Source organism: Streptomyces sp. NPDC047841, from assembly GCF_040704085.1.
GTDB classification, from domain to species: domain Bacteria; phylum Actinomycetota; class Actinomycetes; order Streptomycetales; family Streptomycetaceae; genus Streptomyces; species Streptomyces argyrophylli.
Genome location: NZ_JBEYRP010000006.1, coordinates 190,627 through 205,958, shown reverse-complemented (window position 1 = coordinate 205,958; position 15,332 = coordinate 190,627). Strand labels below are relative to the sequence as shown.

At 72.8% G+C, this 15,332-nt stretch carries 16 protein-coding genes; 6 read left to right on the top strand and 10 right to left on the bottom strand.

The genetic code is table 11. The annotated features are described in order from the left end of the window. Positions 1 to 107: 107 nt before the first annotated feature. The 5 genes from AB0947_RS11600 to AB0947_RS11580 all read left to right on the top strand — a co-directional run bounded on the left by AB0947_RS11600 (position 108) and on the right by AB0947_RS11580 (position 3,527). Positions 108 to 803 (top strand): GntR family transcriptional regulator, encoded by a 696-nt coding sequence (locus tag AB0947_RS11600; protein WP_366750148.1) that lies wholly within the window; start codon positions 108 to 110, stop codon positions 801 to 803. Between the two features lie 121 nt (positions 804 to 924). After that, the gene (locus AB0947_RS11595) at positions 925 to 1,575 is read left to right on the top strand and encodes a hypothetical protein (protein ID WP_366750147.1); all 651 of its coding nucleotides are present in this window, start codon (positions 925 to 927) and stop codon (positions 1,573 to 1,575) included. Positions 1,576 to 1,690: 115 nt separating this feature from the next. Next, positions 1,691 to 2,032 (top strand): hypothetical protein, encoded by a 342-nt coding sequence (locus tag AB0947_RS11590; protein WP_366750146.1) that lies wholly within the window; start codon positions 1,691 to 1,693, stop codon positions 2,030 to 2,032. After that, positions 2,029 to 3,294 (top strand): hypothetical protein, encoded by a 1,266-nt coding sequence (locus AB0947_RS11585; protein ID WP_366750145.1) that lies wholly within the window; start codon positions 2,029 to 2,031, stop codon positions 3,292 to 3,294. Before AB0947_RS11590 ends, AB0947_RS11585 begins: the two co-directional genes overlap by 4 nt. Further along, the gene (locus AB0947_RS11580; RefSeq protein ID WP_366750144.1) at positions 3,294 to 3,527 is read left to right on the top strand and encodes a hypothetical protein; all 234 of its coding nucleotides are present in this window, start codon (positions 3,294 to 3,296) and stop codon (positions 3,525 to 3,527) included. The genes AB0947_RS11585 and AB0947_RS11580 overlap by 1 nt, the downstream gene beginning before the upstream one ends. 72 nt (positions 3,528 to 3,599) lie before the next feature. Here the strand turns inward: AB0947_RS11580 and AB0947_RS11575 are convergent, their stop codons facing one another. Further along, positions 3,600 to 4,043, bottom strand: a complete 444-nt coding sequence (locus AB0947_RS11575) for a hypothetical protein (protein ID WP_366750143.1) — start codon at positions 4,041 to 4,043, stop codon at positions 3,600 to 3,602. A gap of 110 nt (positions 4,044 to 4,153) precedes the next feature. Continuing rightward, entirely contained in the window at positions 4,154 to 5,437 is a 1,284-nt protein-coding gene (locus AB0947_RS11570) for an adenylosuccinate synthase (protein ID WP_366750142.1), read from the bottom strand. A gap of 197 nt (positions 5,438 to 5,634) precedes the next feature. Here AB0947_RS11570 and AB0947_RS11565 point away from each other — a divergent pair, with 197 nt between their 5' ends. Next, positions 5,635 to 6,483 carry a diacylglycerol kinase gene (locus AB0947_RS11565; protein WP_366750141.1) on the top strand — a complete coding sequence of 283 codons (849 nt, stop codon included), beginning with the start codon at positions 5,635 to 5,637 and terminating at the stop codon, positions 6,481 to 6,483. Between the two features lie 55 nt (positions 6,484 to 6,538). On the opposite strand, the gene AB0947_RS11560 is transcribed toward AB0947_RS11565, so the two are convergent. The 8 genes from AB0947_RS11560 to AB0947_RS11525 form a co-directional block, all read right to left on the bottom strand. Then, complete coding sequence (locus AB0947_RS11560; protein ID WP_366750139.1) at positions 6,539 to 7,759, bottom strand: cytochrome P450; 1,221 nt, start codon at positions 7,757 to 7,759, stop codon at positions 6,539 to 6,541. A gap of 128 nt (positions 7,760 to 7,887) precedes the next feature. Beyond that, on the bottom strand, positions 7,888 to 8,553 hold the full coding sequence (locus tag AB0947_RS11555) for a response regulator transcription factor (RefSeq protein WP_366750137.1): 666 nt from the start codon (positions 8,551 to 8,553) through the stop codon (positions 7,888 to 7,890). Further along, on the bottom strand, positions 8,550 to 9,902 hold the full coding sequence (locus AB0947_RS11550) for a histidine kinase (RefSeq protein ID WP_366750136.1): 1,353 nt from the start codon (positions 9,900 to 9,902) through the stop codon (positions 8,550 to 8,552). The genes AB0947_RS11555 and AB0947_RS11550 overlap by 4 nt, the downstream gene beginning before the upstream one ends. Positions 9,903 to 10,027: 125 nt before the next feature. Continuing rightward, positions 10,028 to 10,909 (bottom strand): alpha/beta hydrolase, encoded by an 882-nt coding sequence (locus AB0947_RS11545; RefSeq protein ID WP_366750135.1) that lies wholly within the window; start codon positions 10,907 to 10,909, stop codon positions 10,028 to 10,030. Between the two features lie 450 nt (positions 10,910 to 11,359). Beyond that, on the bottom strand, positions 11,360 to 12,571 hold the full coding sequence (gene kynU, locus AB0947_RS11540; RefSeq protein WP_366750134.1) for a kynureninase: 1,212 nt from the start codon (positions 12,569 to 12,571) through the stop codon (positions 11,360 to 11,362). Then, a complete protein-coding gene (locus AB0947_RS11535) occupies positions 12,564 to 13,412 on the bottom strand; it encodes a tryptophan 2,3-dioxygenase family protein (protein ID WP_366750133.1) in 849 nt (282 codons plus the stop codon). Before AB0947_RS11535 ends, kynU begins: the two co-directional genes overlap by 8 nt. 115 nt (positions 13,413 to 13,527) lie before the next feature. Continuing rightward, on the bottom strand, positions 13,528 to 14,808 hold the full coding sequence (locus AB0947_RS11530; protein WP_366750132.1) for an MFS transporter: 1,281 nt from the start codon (positions 14,806 to 14,808) through the stop codon (positions 13,528 to 13,530). A gap of 7 nt (positions 14,809 to 14,815) precedes the next feature. Next, positions 14,816 to 15,229: a DUF3151 domain-containing protein gene (locus AB0947_RS11525; protein ID WP_366750131.1), complete on the bottom strand. Its 414-nt coding sequence runs from the start codon at positions 15,227 to 15,229 to the stop codon at positions 14,816 to 14,818. Between the last annotated feature and the right edge of the window lie 103 nt (positions 15,230 to 15,332).

Genomic DNA, 15,332 nt, shown 5'->3' with positions numbered 1-15,332 from the left:
ACGGCGGGTGCAGCGCGTAAGGTGACGTGCTCGTAAGTAACAGCGACCCGCGTAGATCGCGAGTCCGTACGAGTACGTCACCCGGACGTGTGAGGAGAGGCACGGACATGCCCGGCAACGGCACCGTGACGCGCAGCACCCTGCGCCAGCAGATCGCGGACGCGCTCCGCGACGAGGTGCTGGCGGGACGGCTGCGCCCGGGCCGGGCGTTCACCGTGAAGGAGATAGCCGACCAGTACGGCGTCTCCGCCACCCCCGTCCGCGAGGCGCTGGTCGACCTGTCCGCGCAGGGCGTCCTGGAGGCCGACCAGCACCGCGGCTTCCGGGTGCCCGAGTACTCGGTCACCGACTACCGGAACATGATCGAGGCGCGCAGCCTGGTCACCGACGGCATGTTCGAGGTCCTCGCCGCCGGCCACCCCGCCTTCCGCACGCCGCCCGAGGACCCCCGCACGGCCACCGCCCTGGCCACCGTGCGCCGCCGCGGCGAGGAGGCCCAACGGGCCGCGAGCGCCGGCGACCTGACGATCCTCATCGGTTACGACCTGCGCTTCTGGCGCGAGCTGAGCGCCCTCTTCGGCAACCCCTACCTCGGTGACTTCCTGCACCGTCTGCGCGTGCAGTCCTGGGTGTGCGTGGTGCAGCACCTGCTGCGCCTGCCCGACCTGCGCGGCCGGCTCTGGGCCGGGCACACCGAGCTGGTCGACGCGCTCGCCCGGCGCGAGGCCGAGACGGCCCGCGCGATCGTCGCCGCGTCCAACGCCGACTCGCTGGCGCTGCTGGAACACCTGACCAACGGGTAAGTGACCGGTACGGCCCGTCCGGTCCGTACGAGGGGAGCCGCCCAGGGGCCGTACCGACTACCCTTCCCTGACCACCTGCTGCCGTGCGTGACCGCGCGCCTGCCGATGTAGGAGCCCTCTTTTGGCCTGTGACCTGTGGCTGGTCCCGCTCGTGGACGTGTTGTGCCACACCCCGGACAACCCCTTCGCCGAGGAACTCGCGCAGTACGACAAGGCTCTCGCCGAGGCGGGTCTGCCGCCGGTGCCGGTGTACCAGTACATGCCGGGCCTGTCCGGTGACGTCGCCCCGGTCGCCGGTTTCGACTACGACGCCCTGCACTTCCTGCGCCGGGCCCACCTGCTCCAGGTCTGCGGCCTGCCGGTCACCCCGGTGGACGAACTGGGCGGCGACTACGAGCAGTTGCTGGAGATGTTCGAGTCGACCGCCCAGCAGTCCCACCTGGTCTGGCACTACGACCACGCGGGCGCGTACGTCCCCGTGGACTTCCCGCACCCGCTGTCGAACGACGAACTCCTCGCGGGCGGCGGCCCGTTGGGCTCGTCGCAGGCGCTGCTGCGCGAGCTCCAGCACGTCGCCCCGGCCATCGGCATCGACCCGGCGAACCCCCCGGCGCCCCCCGCCCCGCCCGCGGCCCCGACGGAACTGGAGGAACCGGCCGTCGCGGCCCCCTACGACCCCAGCCCCTTCGCCCGCGAACGGCACGTCTGGCTGGGCCTGCACGCGGCGGCGACCCGCTCACTGGCCCAGGGCTCGATGATCGTGTTCAGCTGACGCCGACGTGTTGCTTGGTCAGAGCATTACTCACTCTTGGGCTTCCGGCCCGATCCGACGATCTTGATCGAAATAGGGTCTACGGATCGGCGCGCCACCGGAACAGGGACGAGGCATGAGCGACGAGATACTCCACATCAAGATCGCCGATCTCAAGGCGACCGCACCGCACTTCCACACCCACAGCTCCGACCTGGCCAAGGCGCTCGCACGACTCAAGTCCGGTCTCACGGCCGCCGGTTCCCCCTGGGGCGACGACGACCAAGGCGCCGAGTTCCACGAGCACTACGGCCCGCTGGTCACGAAGATGGAAAACGCCGCCGGCATCCTCTCCCAGGGGCTGCAAAGCATCCACGACGCCATGAGTGACATGGCCGACGGCCACATCGACAACGAGTACCTCGTGCGCTCGATGTTCTCGCGGATCACCGTCGAGGGCGGTGACTCCGCCAAGTGAGTGCCGCGGACAAGGCGAAGGAGATCGTCCAGGACGTCACCGGCATGTGGTGGCCCGCCGCCGACGAGGACGGGCTACGGGACGCGGCCAAGGCATGGCGGGACTTCGCCGATGACGTCGAGGACGTGCTGGTCGCGGCCAACAAGTCGGCGCGCGGCATCATCGAACACAACAAGGGCGAGGCGATCAGCGCCTTCGACGACCCGTTCTGGCGGCGCTACTACCACGATGGCCGCGGCTGGCTGAAAGACCTGGCCGACAGCGCCCGGGACATGGCCAAGGCGCTCGACACATACGCCGATGCCGTCCATGCCGCCGTCAAGCGGCTGGAGCACGAGCTCGAAATCGTCGGCGCGACCATCGTCGCCGGTACCGCGCTGGCCATCTTCACCGCCGGTATCTCGGAAGCCGCCGCGGCGGCGGCCACCGCGGGAATCGTCGACCTCGCGGCCACGCTCGGTGTCACGGTGTCGACGGAGATCGCCACCATCGCGGGCACCACGCTCGCCACGGCTTCCATCGCGGGCGTCGAGTCGGTCACCGTCGACCTGGCCGTCGCACAGCCGCTGAAGATCGCCGCAGGCGTGCAGGGCGGATTCAGCCTGGACGAGGCGAGCGACTCCGCGCTCACCGGCATGGCGTTCGGCGGTGTCCTGGGCGCCGGGGCCGGGGGCGTCCAGGCCGCCGTCGGCGCCGGCGGTGTCCGGAACGTGTTCCTGGGTGTGGGCACCGACCTGGACGGTCTGGCCACGGTGCCGGCCCCCCGCGTCAACGACGAATGGCTCACCGGGGCCCGCCGCCGCCCGAGGGACATCCTCGACGACCCGGCCCAGACTCGCTGGGCGGAAGCCGCCTACGACGACTTCCTGAAGAACCCGCATGACATCCAGGCCATCAGTCGCAACACCCAGGGGGTGCCGCGCGCGAACGGTTCGACGGGGTTCTCGGAGGAGGAGATCGGCGCGATCAAGAAGCACGTCTTCGACACCGAGCACCCGATCGAGGACTACGAGACGGGCCAGGTCGTCGTCCGGAAGTTCGACGCGGACGCCGAGATCGCGGACGCCTGGATCCGCCTTCGCTCCGGCAACGCGCTGCCCGAGGACCACGTGCTGCTGGAACACGAGCTGACGGAGCTCGGCTATCTGCGCGATCACCCGGGAGCCACCTACCAGGAAGCCCATCGAGTGGCGAACGAAACTTACAATTGGCAGAGCAAGGTGCCGCTGAACAAGCGGGAAGACTTCGAAGGTGAGTGGTGATGGCGTCCCTCGTCTACTTCAAGAAGGAGTCCGAGGACGGGGCGGTCATCCGCTACTCCTTCGGTGAGGACCCCTCGACGATGACGCGGCTCCTGACCATGAACACGTACACGCGGACGGCCCAGCCGGACGACGGCGACCTCGACTACACCTTCCTCAAGGCGTCCCGGAAGATCAACGCCGTGTACGACGAGCGGTCACAGTGGCCGGAACGAGGGATGAGCGCGAGCTGAGCCGGGACAAGGGAAGCCCTCGGGCAGGCCGTCCTCCGAGGGTCTGCTCGTGCCCGTCGTTCGCGGCACGGGTCAGCAACAATGCGTCCCGGCGAGTGGTGCGGGCCAGCCCGGCGCGGTCGCGGAGACGGTCGCCGGGGAAGTCGAAGTGCTTCTCCCGGCTGGCGTCCCGCTCGAACCACACCTGGCGACGTCCCTTTGGGGACGCGTAGAGCCACTCGGCGCCGACCGAGTTCGAAGCCGTACGTCGAGGGCGAACTCGTCACAGGGGATGCCGTCGTAGGAGGTCCACTCGGCGTACGACCGCATCACGCAGCGGCGCATGTTCCGCAGCGCGGCGCTCACGTTCGACTTGCCGGAGGCGTTCGGGCCGAAGACGCCGAGGACGGTATGGACCGGGAGCCGCCTGCCGTCGGAGAGTTCCGTCTCGCGCGCCGTGGCCCGCTCGTCCTCGTCGTCCTCGGGCGCGACGAACGACAGTTCCTGCTCGTCGCGCAGGGACCGGACGTTGGCCACACAGAATGGGCGCCTCCCCAGTCCGGTCGGCACCGCGGAGGGCGGGACGGCCGGCCGGGGTCACCGTACCGGCCATCCCATCGGATCCCCGGGCTCCGGGAAAGGGACGCTCAGAGGAACGAGTTGATCTCGATCGTCTCGTCGCGGCCCGGGCCCACGCCGATCGCGGAGATCGGCGCGCCGGACATCTCCTCCAGCGCCTTGACGTAGTTCTGGGCGTTCTTCGGCAGGTCGGAGAAGGACTTCGCCTTGCTGATGTCCTCGCTCCAGCCCGGCAGCATCTCGTAGACCGGCTTCGCGTGGTGGAAGTCGGTCTGGGAGTACGGCAGTTCCTCGACGCGCTTGCCGTCGATCTCGTAGGCCACGCAGACCGGGATCTGCTCCCAGCCGGTGAGGACGTCCAGCTTGGTGAGGAAGAAGTCGGTCAGGCCGTTGACGCGGGTGGCGTAGCGGGCGATGACCGCGTCGAACCAGCCGCAGCGGCGGTCCCGGCCGGTGGTGACACCGCGCTCGCCGCCGATGCGGCGCAGGGCCTCGCCGTCCTCGTCGAACAGCTCGGTCGGGAACGGGCCCGCGCCGACGCGGGTCGTGTAGGCCTTGAGGATGCCGATGACCCGGCTGATCTTCGTGGGGCCCACGCCGGCGCCGGTGCAGGCGCCGCCGGCCGTCGGGTTCGACGAGGTCACGAAGGGGTACGTGCCGTGGTCGATGTCCAGCAGCGTGCCCTGGCCGCCCTCGAACAGGACGACCTTGTCGTCCTCCAGGGCCTGGTTGAGGACCAGGACCGTGTCGGCGACGTACGGCTTGATCTGCTCGGCGTAGCCCAGCAGCTCCTCCACCACCTGGCCCACGGCGATCGCGCGCCGGTTGTAGAGCTTGGTGAGGATCTGGTTCTTGACGTCGAGGGCCGCCTCGACCTTCTGGGTCAGGATCGACTCGTCGTAGAGGTCCTGGACCCGGATGCCCACGCGGTTGATCTTGTCGGCGTAGGTCGGGCCGATCCCGCGTCCGGTCGTGCCGATCTTGCGCTTGCCGAGGAAGCGTTCCGTCACCTTGTCGACGGTCACGTTGTACGGCGTGATGATGTGCGCGTTACCGCTGAGCAGGAGCTTTGACGTGTCGACGCCACGCTCGTTCAGACCGCTCAGCTCGGAGAGCAGGACCGACGGGTCGACGACGACACCGTTACCGATGACCGGCGTACAGCCGGGCGACAGGATTCCGGAAGGGAGGAGGTGGAGCGCGTACTTCTGGTCGCCCACGACGACCGTGTGGCCGGCGTTGTTGCCGCCCTGGTAACGCACCACATAGTCGACGGAGCCACCGAGCAGGTCCGTCGCCTTTCCCTTGCCTTCGTCACCCCACTGAGCACCGAGCAGCACAAGTGCGGGCACGCGCGTACACCCCTTCCGGGCGGGGCATGTCCAAGGTCGGGGGCTTGGGCGTAAGGTTCACCGCCGCGTACCACTGCGACCGCCGTTGGTCGCACAACCGTCGGACCGGATGCCCCGGAATAGACGAAGCCCCTGGCGCAATAGCGCAAGGGGCTCTTGCACAAAGATGCTACCCGAGGAAGCGAGGCAGGACCGAGGTGGCGACTTTCGCGACGTCCGATCAGCTGCTGGTGATCATCGATCCATCGGCACGGCAGGCGGACGGCGAGTCCGTACGGATCGCGAAAGACGTGCTCAGCGCGGGTGCGGCGGCGAAGGTGTGCCTGCCGGACAGCCCGGAGGAATTCGCCCGCGCGCTCGGCCGCAGGGGGTCCCGGCGGCCGGTGGTGATCGGTGACGACCGCGCGCTGGTGCGGGCCGTCACCCTGCTGCACCGCCGGCGGGAACTGGCCGGATGCGCGCTGTCGGTGGTGCCGGTGGGGGACGCGGCGCTCGCCGGGGCGCTCGGGGTGCCCGGCGGCCCGGTGGCGGCGGCGCGGGCGGTCCTGGACGGCGCCGAGCGGCGGCTGGACCTGCTGGTGGACGACAGCGACGGGGTCGTGCTCGGCACGCTGGGCATTCCGCCGGCGCGGCCGGTCCCCGCCGAGCCGGTCCCGTTCGGCCCGGACCGGCCCTGGTACCGCTCGCTGGCCCGCACCCTCGCCCCCCGTCCCGCCCGGCTGTCCGCCGTGCCGTCCCCGCGCGTGACCCGGCTGCGGGTCGAGGTGGACGGGGAGACGGTGGTCGACCTGGACCAGCCGGTGGAGGCGGTGTCGGTGACCCCGGGCCGGACCGGGACGGCCTCGGTGGAGGTGCGGCCCCTGTCGGTGGGCGCGGAGGCGACCCCGCTGCTGGCCTCCGGGCACACGGTGACGGTCACGGGGGCGGACTTCCGCTACCGGGCGGACGCGGCGGTCTCGGGCCCGGTACGGCGCCGGACGTGGCGCGTACTGGAGGGAGCGTGGGCCCTCACGCTGCCCCGCGCCGCCTCTTCCGGCACTGCTTGAGTTCCCGCGTGCCCGGGCGCGGTGCCGGCGGCTCGCCGATCGGCCGGACGGGTGGTCAGCGCAGCTCGACGGCCAGTCCCTCCAGGCCCCGGATCACGAAGTTCGGCTTCCGCTTCGGCTCCTGCGCCAGGGTGAGGGTGGGGGCCTGCCGGAGGAGGGCCGTCATGGACGCCGCCAGCTCCATCCGGGCCAGGGGGGCGCCGATGCAGTAGTGGATGCCCGCGCTGAAGGAGATGTGCGGGTTGTCCTTCCGGGTGAGGTCCAGGCGGGCCGGGTCGGTGAAGACCGCCGGGTCGTGGTTGGCGGAGCCGAAGAGCATGGCGATCTCCGAGCCCCTCGGGATCGTCGTGCCGTCGATCTCGACGTCGTCCAGGACCCAGCGTTCGAAGAGCTGGAGCGGGGTGTCGTAGCGCATCAGCTCCTCGATCGCGGAGGGGATCAGGGAGTGGTCCGCGCGCAGGGCCGCGAGCTGGTCCGGGTTGCGGAACAGCGCCCACCAGCCGTTCACCGTGGCGTTCACGGTCGCCTCGTGGCCCGCGTTGAGGAGCAGCACCGCCGTGGAGATCATCTCCTGCTCCGTGAGGCGGTCGCCCTCGTCGTGAGCCGCGATCAGCCCCGAGATCAGGTCCTCGCCGGGCTCCTCGCGGCGGGCCGCGATCAGCTCCCGCAGACAGTCCGAGAACTCCACCGACGCCCGGACCGCCCGCGCCGCCGTCTCCTCGGACGGGTTCAGCTCGTACATGCCGCAGATGTCCGCCGACCAGGGGCGCAGCTGCGCCCGGTCCGCCTCCGGGATGCCCAGCATCTCGGCGATCACCGCGACCGGCAGCGGCTCCGCCACGTCCGTGAGCAGATCACCGCCGCCGTTGCCGGCCAGGGCGGCCACGAGGTCGTTCGCGAGCCCCTCGACGTACGGCCGCAGCCGCTCCACCGTGCGCGGTGTGAACGCCTTCGACACCAGGCGCCGGATGCGGGTGTGGTCCGGCGGCTCCAGGTCGAGCATGCCGTGGTCGTTGAGGGTGTGGAACGGCTCGTGCTCCGGCGGGGGCGGGGTGCGGCCGAACTCCTCGTGGCCGAACCGGTGCTGGTACGTCCGGCCCAGCCGGCGGTCGCGCAGCAGCGCCGAGACGTCCGCGTGGTGCGGGACCAGCCACTGGTCGGTCGGCTCGTAGCGGATCACCCGGCCGCGAGCGCGCAGCTCCGCGTAGGCGGGGTACGGGTCGGCGACGAACGCCGGGTCCCAGGGATCGAACGCGAGGTCGGTGGGGCCTGCCATGCGGGGACGCTAGCGCGCCGGGCGCCATCTGACCAGGGCGTAGTCGGAGTACGGGGATGCAGGGAGGACGTCGATGCCCAGGCCGGACGTGCGGCCCGACCCCGGCGTCCACGGGCGTGGCGTCCCCGTCAGCCCGGCGTCACCAGTCGGGCCTCGTACGCGAACACCGCCGCCTGGGTGCGGTCGCGCAGGCCGAGTTTCACCAGGATCCGGCTCACATGGGTCTTGATCGTCGACTCCGCCACCACCAGTCGCCCGGCGATCTCCGCGTTCGACAGGCCCTGCGCGATCAGGACCAGTACCTCCGTCTCGCGCTCCGTCAGGTCCCCGTACGCCGCCTGGGCCGCCGGCATCAGCCGGGGGGTGTCCGCCAGGCGGGAGAACTCCGTGATCAGGCGCCGGGTGACCGAGGGGGCCAGCAGTGCCTCGCCCGCCGCGACCACCCGCACCCCGTCGGCCAGCTGGCGCGCCGAGGCGTCCTTGAGCAGGAAGCCGGAGGCCCCCGCGCGCAGTGCCTGGTACACGTACTCGTCCAGGTCGAACGTGGTCAGCACCAGCACCTTCGCCGTCTCGTCGGCCGCAACGATCTCCCGGGTCGCCTCGATGCCGTTCAGCTCCGGCATGCGGATGTCCATCAGGACGACGTCCGGGGACAGTTCACGGACCCGGTCCACCGCCTCCCGGCCGTTGACCGCCTCGCCGACGACCTCGATGCCCGGCATCGCGTTCAGCAGCACCGAGAATCCCTCGCGGACCATCATCTGGTCGTCCGCGATCAGTACCCGGATCGTCATGCCCCACCCTCGATCGCGGGGGCCGCCGCCGGCACCGGCAGGAACACCGCCACCTCGTAGCCCCCCTCGTCCGTGGCCGCCGCCGTCATCTCGCCGTTCAGCATCGACACCCGCTCCCGCATGCCCGTGATGCCGTGCCCGGCCCCGGGCGAGGGCTTCACCAGGTCCGGCGCCGGGGCCGGGCCGTTGACGATCCGCAGGCCCAGGCCGCCCAGCACGTAGCCGATCTCGACGCGGGCGCCCGCGCCGGGCGCGTGCCGCAGGGTGTTGCTCAGCGCCTCCTGCACGATGCGGTACGCCGACAGCTCCACCCCCTGCGGCAGCTCCCGCACCGCGCCGGTCACCGCCTTCTCCACCTCCAGACCGGCCTCCCGCACGTTCGCCAGCAGCCCGTCCAGGTCGGCCAGGGTGGGCTGCGGGGCGTCCGGGGCCTCGTAGTTCTCGGCACGGACCACCCCGAGGACCCGGCGCAGCTCGGTCAGCGCCGCCACCGCGTTCTCCCGGATGGTGGCGAACGCCTTCTCCAGCTCCGGCGGCGGGTTCTCCACCCGGTACGGCGCGGCCTCCGCCTGGATGGCGACCACCGACATGTGGTGGGCGACCACGTCGTGCAGCTCCCGGGCGATCGTCGTGCGCTCCTCCAGCAGGGTGCGGCGCGAACGCTCGTGCTCGGTCACCGACTGCTGGGCGGTCACCTCCTGCTCGGCCTGCCGGCGTACGTGCCGGACCGTGACGACCAGCAGGGCCAGCGCGGACAGCACCAGCATGGGGCCGGTGTCGGTGTAGTCGTTGCCGTAGCCGAAGACGGTCTCGGCCCAGAAGCCGTACACCGCGGTGAGCAGCCACATCCAGCCCGCCGTGCGCGGGCGGGTCCGGGCCGCCACGATCGTGAGCACCAGCAGGTGGGAGACGAAGCTGCCCGGCGGCCAGGGCCGGCCGTCCCAGTCGCCGCCGAGGACCGCGGCGACCGTCGTCGCCGCGAACGACAGCCAGAGCGCGCCGACCGGACGCACCAGGGTCAGCAGCACCGGGGCCAGGGCGAGCAGCCCGCACAGCAGGCCCGGCCCGCCGACGCCGGTGGTCACCGTGCCGACGAGCAGCGCCACGAGCCCGCCGGCCACCACCACCGCGTGCGGGGTCCGGGCCGCGTGGGCCCGCATCCGGTCGGGCAGGTGGCGGGTGAGGCGGCCGTCCACCGCCGTGCGGGGCAGCGGCCGGTAGGCGAAGGCGTCGTGGAACAGGTCCTGCCGCAGCCCGCGCAGGGCGTCCACGGCCAGCCGGAACTCGGGGCTGCGCGGCCGGCCGGCCGTGCCCGGCGGTGTCGTCTGCGTGTGCGTCGTCTCGGTCACGTGCCACACGGTAGGCGCCGGCCGGACTCCCGGTCGTCCCCTCGCAGGGGGGTCCTCGGGGGTCCGTCTCAAGTACTACGGGGGTCCTGCGGTCCCTGCCGCGGAGTCCTCGGCTGTCCCGGCTGTCACCAGGCGAGCTGGGCGATCTCCTCCGCCACCACCGCGCAGGCGTCCGCCGCCGGGTCGATCAGCGGGAAGTGGCCCACGTCCTCCAGCAGGGTCAGTCCCACCATCTCGCCCGCCTTCGCCGCGGCCTCCGCGTAGGACTCGGCCACCGGCTCCGGTACGACCAGGTCGGCGCGGCCCTGGACGAGGGTCGTGGCGATGCCCGTCGGCAGGAGCAGCACCGGGTCGGCGTACGGACGTCGGGTGGCGAAGGTGTCGGGGCCGCCGAGGAGTTGCAGGGACGCGTGCGCGCAGACCTCCAGCTTCTCCGCCACCTGGAGGTCCGCGATGGGGGCGAGCGCGACGACGCCCCGCAGGGCGGCCGGGCCGTCGGTGCGCCACGGCGCGTCCGGGGGGAGGACATGGCGGGCCGCCGCCCACAGCGCCAGGTGCCCGCCCGCCGAGTGGCCGGTCAGCACCGTGCGGCGCGGGTCCGCCTGCGGCAGCGCCTCGCCGGCCAGGGCGGGCAGGGCGTCCAGGGCCGCCGCGACGTCGTCGAAGGTGTCGGGCCAACGGCCGGCCGGGCCACCGGCCGAGCCGTCGCCGCCCCGTCGGTACTCCACGTTGGCCACCGCGAAGCCCCTGCGGGCCAGGTAGTCGGCGAAGGGGCCGAGATGGCGGCGGTCGTAGCGGGCGCGCCAGGCGCCGCCGTGCAGGACGACGACCAGCGGGGCGAGGGCGCCGGGAGCGGTGGAGCCGGGGCCGGGGCGCGGAGCGTGGAAGTCGATCACCTGGTCGGGGTGGTCGCCGTACGCGGCGGTGACGTCCGGGGCGACCGGGGAGTGCGAGAAGGCCGACTCCTCTTCGGCGGCGGCGCGGGCTGCGGCGGCGTCGTCCGGCATGCTCCAACCTCTCAGCGACGATGGGGTACCTCCCAGGCTTTCGGCACTGGGGGAGGGTGTGGCGGACCAGGGGGGAAGCGGGCCGTTGGCGGGGACGGTATCAGGCAGGTGACGTGCGGGGACACGGGGATGTGACGCACGGTGAGGGCGACCGGTCCCCCCGGGCCGTCACAGGCGCGGCGCGGGGGCCGCCGAGACCCGACACGGTGGCCGGAGAAGCCGGTTGAGGGAGCCACCGGGGCCCGCCCGCCGGCAGCGGGAGCCGTGGTGCGGGAGCCACCGGAAGGCCGAGGGAGCGCGGCGCCGGAGCCGCGTCCCGCGCGGGGGCCGGGGAGGCCCGGTGCCGGAGCCACGGGGGCGTGATGCGGGGCGGGAAGACCCAGGAGGACGACCGGTGCCCCGGTGTGCCGTCCCGGGCGCCCAGCCCCGCCCCGCCCCGCGTCCGCCGGCCTACGCCAGTTCCTCCCCCAGCACCCGTGCCGCCCGCTCCACGTCCCGGAAGCCCACGTACAGCGGGGTGAAGCCGAAGCGGAGGACGTCGGGATGGCGGAAGTCGCCCACCACGCCCCGGGCGATCAGACGCTTCATCACCTCGCCCGCGTCCGGGCAGCGCAGGGCGATCTGGCTGCCGCGCTCCGCGTGCGGCCTCGGTGTCACGCACTCCACCCGGCCCGGCTCGGTGTACTCGTCCACACACCGCAGGAAGAAGTCCGTCAGCGCCAGGGACTTGGCGCGTACGGCCTCGACGGACACCCCGTCCCACACGTCGAGGGCGGCCTCCAGCGCCAGCAGGGACAGGATGTCCGGCGTGCCGACCCGGCCGCGCACCGCGCCCGCCGCCGGGGCGTACGACGGGCTCATCCCGAACGGCTCGGCGTGGGAGTTCCAGCCGGGCAGCGGCGAGTCGAAGCGGTCCTGGAGTTCCCGCCGCACGTACAGGTACGCCGGTGAACCCGGGCCGCCGTTCAGGTACTTGTAGGTGCAGCCGACCGCGAGGTCCACGCCGTGCTCGTCCAGGCCCACCGGCAGCGCGCCCGCGCTGTGGCACAGGTCCCAGACCGCGACGGCTCCGCAGGCGTGGACCGCGGCGGTGAGCGCCGGGAGGTCGTGCAGCCGGCCGGTGCGGTAGTCGACGTGGTTGAGCAGCACGGCGGCCGTGCGGTCACCCAGCGCCGCCGGCACCTGGGCCGGGGTCACCGCGCGCAGGGTACGGCCGGTGAGCCGGGCCGCCGACTCGGCGATGTAGCCGTCGGTGGGGAAGGTCGTCGCGTCCACCAGGAGTTCGTCGCGGCCGTCGCCCGCCATGCGGACCGCGGCGACCAGTGCCTTGAAGACGTTGACGCTGGTCGAGTCGCCGACGACGATCTGGCCGGGTGCGGCGCCGACCAGCGGGGCGATCCGGTCGCCGATCCGCTCGGGCGCCGTCCACCAGCCGCTCTCCTCCCAGGAGCGGATGCGCAGTTCGCCCCACTGCCGGCGGACGACGTCCGCGACCCGGTCGGGGACGTGCGCGGGCAGGGCGCCGAGGGAGTTGCCGTCCAGGTAGACGCCCGCGGGGCCGGCCGCGTCACCGGACGCGGAGTCGAGGACGAAACGGTCCCGCAGGGGCGCCAGTTCGTCGGCCTGGTCCCGTTCCTTCGCGAGCAGGGGCAGGTCAGACATGGGACCTCGCCGTCCACAGCTCGGGGAACACGTTCTTGCGCGCGCGCTTCTCCAGCCAGGCCACACCGGCGGAGCCGCCCGTGCCGGTCTTGGCGCCCATCGCGCGCCGGGTGGCGACCAGGTGGTCGTTGCGCCAGCGCCAGACCAGTTCGGCCACGTCGCTCAACGCCTCCCCGAGGCGGGCGAGTTCGGCGTTCTGGTCGCCGGAGTAGATCTCCGTCCAGGCCGCCTCGACGGCGTCGGAGGGCTCGTGGCGCGCGGAGACGTCGCGGTGCAGCACGGAGTCGGGGATCGCGTGGCCGCGGCGCGCGAGGAGCCGTACCACCTCGTCGTACAGGCTGGGCTCGTGCAGCGCTTTCTCCAGCTCCGCGTGGACGCGCGGGGCGCCGCGGTGCGGGACGAGCATGGACGCGGACTTCTCACCGAGCAGGAACTCCAGGCGCCGGTACATCGCCGACTGGAAACCGGAGCCCTCGCCGAGCGCGCCGCGGTAGGAGTTGAACTGCGCCGGGGTCAGCTGCCCCAGCGGCTTCCAGGAGGCGTTCAGGGCCTCCAGCTCGCGCACGGAACGCTTCAGCGCGGCGAGCGCGACCGGCACGTCGTCCGCGCGCAGGGCCCGTGCGGCCGTCTCCCACTCGTGCACGATGACCGTGAACCACAGCTCCATGACCTGAGTGGTCACCAGGAAGACCATCTCTCCGGGGTCGTCGGAGAGGGTGTGCTGGAGGTGGGTGAGGACGTCCGCCTTGACGTAGTCCTCGTACGGCGTCGTCCCCGCGAAATCGAGATTCGGGGTCTCGGGCTCAGCGGCCTCGTGAGGGGGGTGAGCCTGTTGGGACATCGCTGTCTCCTGTTGTGTCACTCCGGGTAGCGGTCCGCCCCTGCCGATGCCGGCACGGGGGCCCCGGTCCCCACTACGGAATCCTCCGCAATCACTCCCGATACGGCAAGGCCGATCATGCCCGGTGCCGGGCGCCGCCGCCGAGCGGGGCGCGTGCGGTGGCGACCAGCAGGGCGGCCAGGACGAGCAGCAGGGCCGCCGCCGCGAGGGCCGCGCGCAGCCCCAGGGCGGAGGCCAGCGCGCCGCCCAGGAGCCCGCCGGCCGGCATGCTGCCCCAGGCGAGGACCCGGTACGCGGCGGTCACCCGGCCGATGAGCGCGTCCGGGATGCGGGCCTGCCGTTCGGAGACGGTGACCACGTTCCACACCACCACCATCAGCCCGTTGACGGCCAGCAGGGCCGCGCCGAGCACGGCCGGGCGGGAGACCGTGAGCAGGCCGAAGACCGCCGCCGAACCGGCGGCGGAACCGGCCAGCAGCGGCCGGTGGGACAGCCGCCGGGCCAGCGGGGCGGCGACCAGGGAGCCGAGGACGCTGCCCACGGCGCTCGCCGTCAGGAGCAGCCCGTAGCCGGCGCCGCCGAGGTGCCACTGGTCATGCGCGAACAGGACCATGACACCCCAGGCGGCGGCGCTGCCCATGCCCAGCAGGACCGTCGCCAGGGCGAGTACCCGCACCACCCGGTCGTCGCGCAGCCAGCGCAGCCCCTCGGCGACACTGCGCCGCAAGGACGCGGTCCCCTCCGGCGTGGGCGTCCGCGCCGGACGGAAGCGGCCCCGGACGCCCGCCAGCAGGGCCACCCCCAGCAGGTAGCTGGCCGCGTCGATGCCGGCCGGCAGCCAGCGGGCGACCGCGAACAGGGCGGCACCCGCGGCCGGCCCCGCGAACTGGACGAGCACGGTCGAGCTGCCCTGGAGCAGGCTGTTGGCCCGGACCAGCGAGCCGGTCCCGGCCACGGCGGGGATCACCGCCTGCACGGAGGTGTCGAAGAAGATCTGCGCCGACCCCAGGGCGAACAGCACGGCCAGCAGCAGCCAGATGTTCCCCACGCCGAAGGCCACCGCCGCCGCGAGGGCCGCCACGAGCAGGGCGCGGCAGCCGTCGGCGATCAGCAGCACCTTCCTGCGGTCCCAGCGGTCGACCAGCCCGCCCACCAGCAGCCCGAGGAACAGCCAGGGCGCCTGCGTGGCGGCGGCGGCCGCGGAGACGAGCACCGGGTCCCGGGTCCAGTCCGTGGCCAGCAGGGGGAACGCGCTCAGCTCCAGCCCGTCGCCGAGCCCGGAGACCGCCGCCGCGGTCCACAGCAGCCAGAAGTCCCGGGACAACCCCAGGGGCCCCGGCCTCCGCGCCCCGGCACAGCCGTCGCGGCGCGGGGCCAGGGCGGACTCGTTCGTCACCCGCGGGTCAGCCCAGGGTCTGGGCCGCCGTGGGCGAGGAGTCCTTCAGGAACTGGGTGCAGCGCTCGTACTCCTCCTGCTCGCCGATCGCCTGCGCGGCGCGGGCGAGGCCGTGCAGGGCGCGCAGGAAGCCGCGGTTCGGCTCGTGCTCCCACGGCACCGGGCCGTGGCCCTTCCAGCCGCTGCGGCGCAGGGAGTCCAGGCCCCGGTGGTAGCCGGTACGGGCGTAGGCGTACGACTCCACGACCGAGCCCCGCTCGAACGCCTCGTCGGCCAGCTGGGCCCAGGCGAGGGAGGAGGCGGGGTACTTGGCGGCGACGTCCGCCGGCGCGGCACCGCTCGCCAGGGCCTCGCGGGGCGCCGGGTCGTCGGGGAGGTGGGTGGGGGGCGGGCCGCCGAGCAGGTTCTCGTGAATCGTCATGACTTCAGTCTGACGCACGTCCGACGAACCCCCGAGAAGGGCCACGGAAGAACGGCGCGAGCGCCCCAGAGGGGCGCGGGGAACTGCGCGACCAGCCCACCAC

Bases quoted from the DNA above. Each gene is read 5' to 3' on its own strand.
- AB0947_RS11600 (WP_366750148.1), top strand. From the start codon at position 108: ATGCCCGGCAACGGCACCGTGACGCGCAGCACCCTGCGCCAGCAGATC.
- kynU (WP_366750134.1), bottom strand. From the start codon at position 12,571: ATGTCTGACCTGCCCCTGCTCGCGAAGGAACGGGACCAGGCCGACGAA.
- AB0947_RS11535 (WP_366750133.1), bottom strand. From the start codon at position 13,412: ATGTCCCAACAGGCTCACCCCCCTCACGAGGCCGCTGAGCCCGAGACC.
- AB0947_RS11580 (WP_366750144.1), top strand. From the start codon at position 3,294: ATGGCGTCCCTCGTCTACTTCAAGAAGGAGTCCGAGGACGGGGCGGTC.
- AB0947_RS11555 (WP_366750137.1), bottom strand. From the start codon at position 8,553: ATGACGATCCGGGTACTGATCGCGGACGACCAGATGATGGTCCGCGAG.
- AB0947_RS11545 (WP_366750135.1), bottom strand. From the start codon at position 10,909: ATGCCGGACGACGCCGCCGCAGCCCGCGCCGCCGCCGAAGAGGAGTCG.
- AB0947_RS11525 (WP_366750131.1), bottom strand. From the start codon at position 15,229: ATGACGATTCACGAGAACCTGCTCGGCGGCCCGCCCCCCACCCACCTC.
- AB0947_RS11590 (WP_366750146.1), top strand. From the start codon at position 1,691: ATGAGCGACGAGATACTCCACATCAAGATCGCCGATCTCAAGGCGACC.
- AB0947_RS11560 (WP_366750139.1), bottom strand. From the start codon at position 7,759: ATGGCAGGCCCCACCGACCTCGCGTTCGATCCCTGGGACCCGGCGTTC.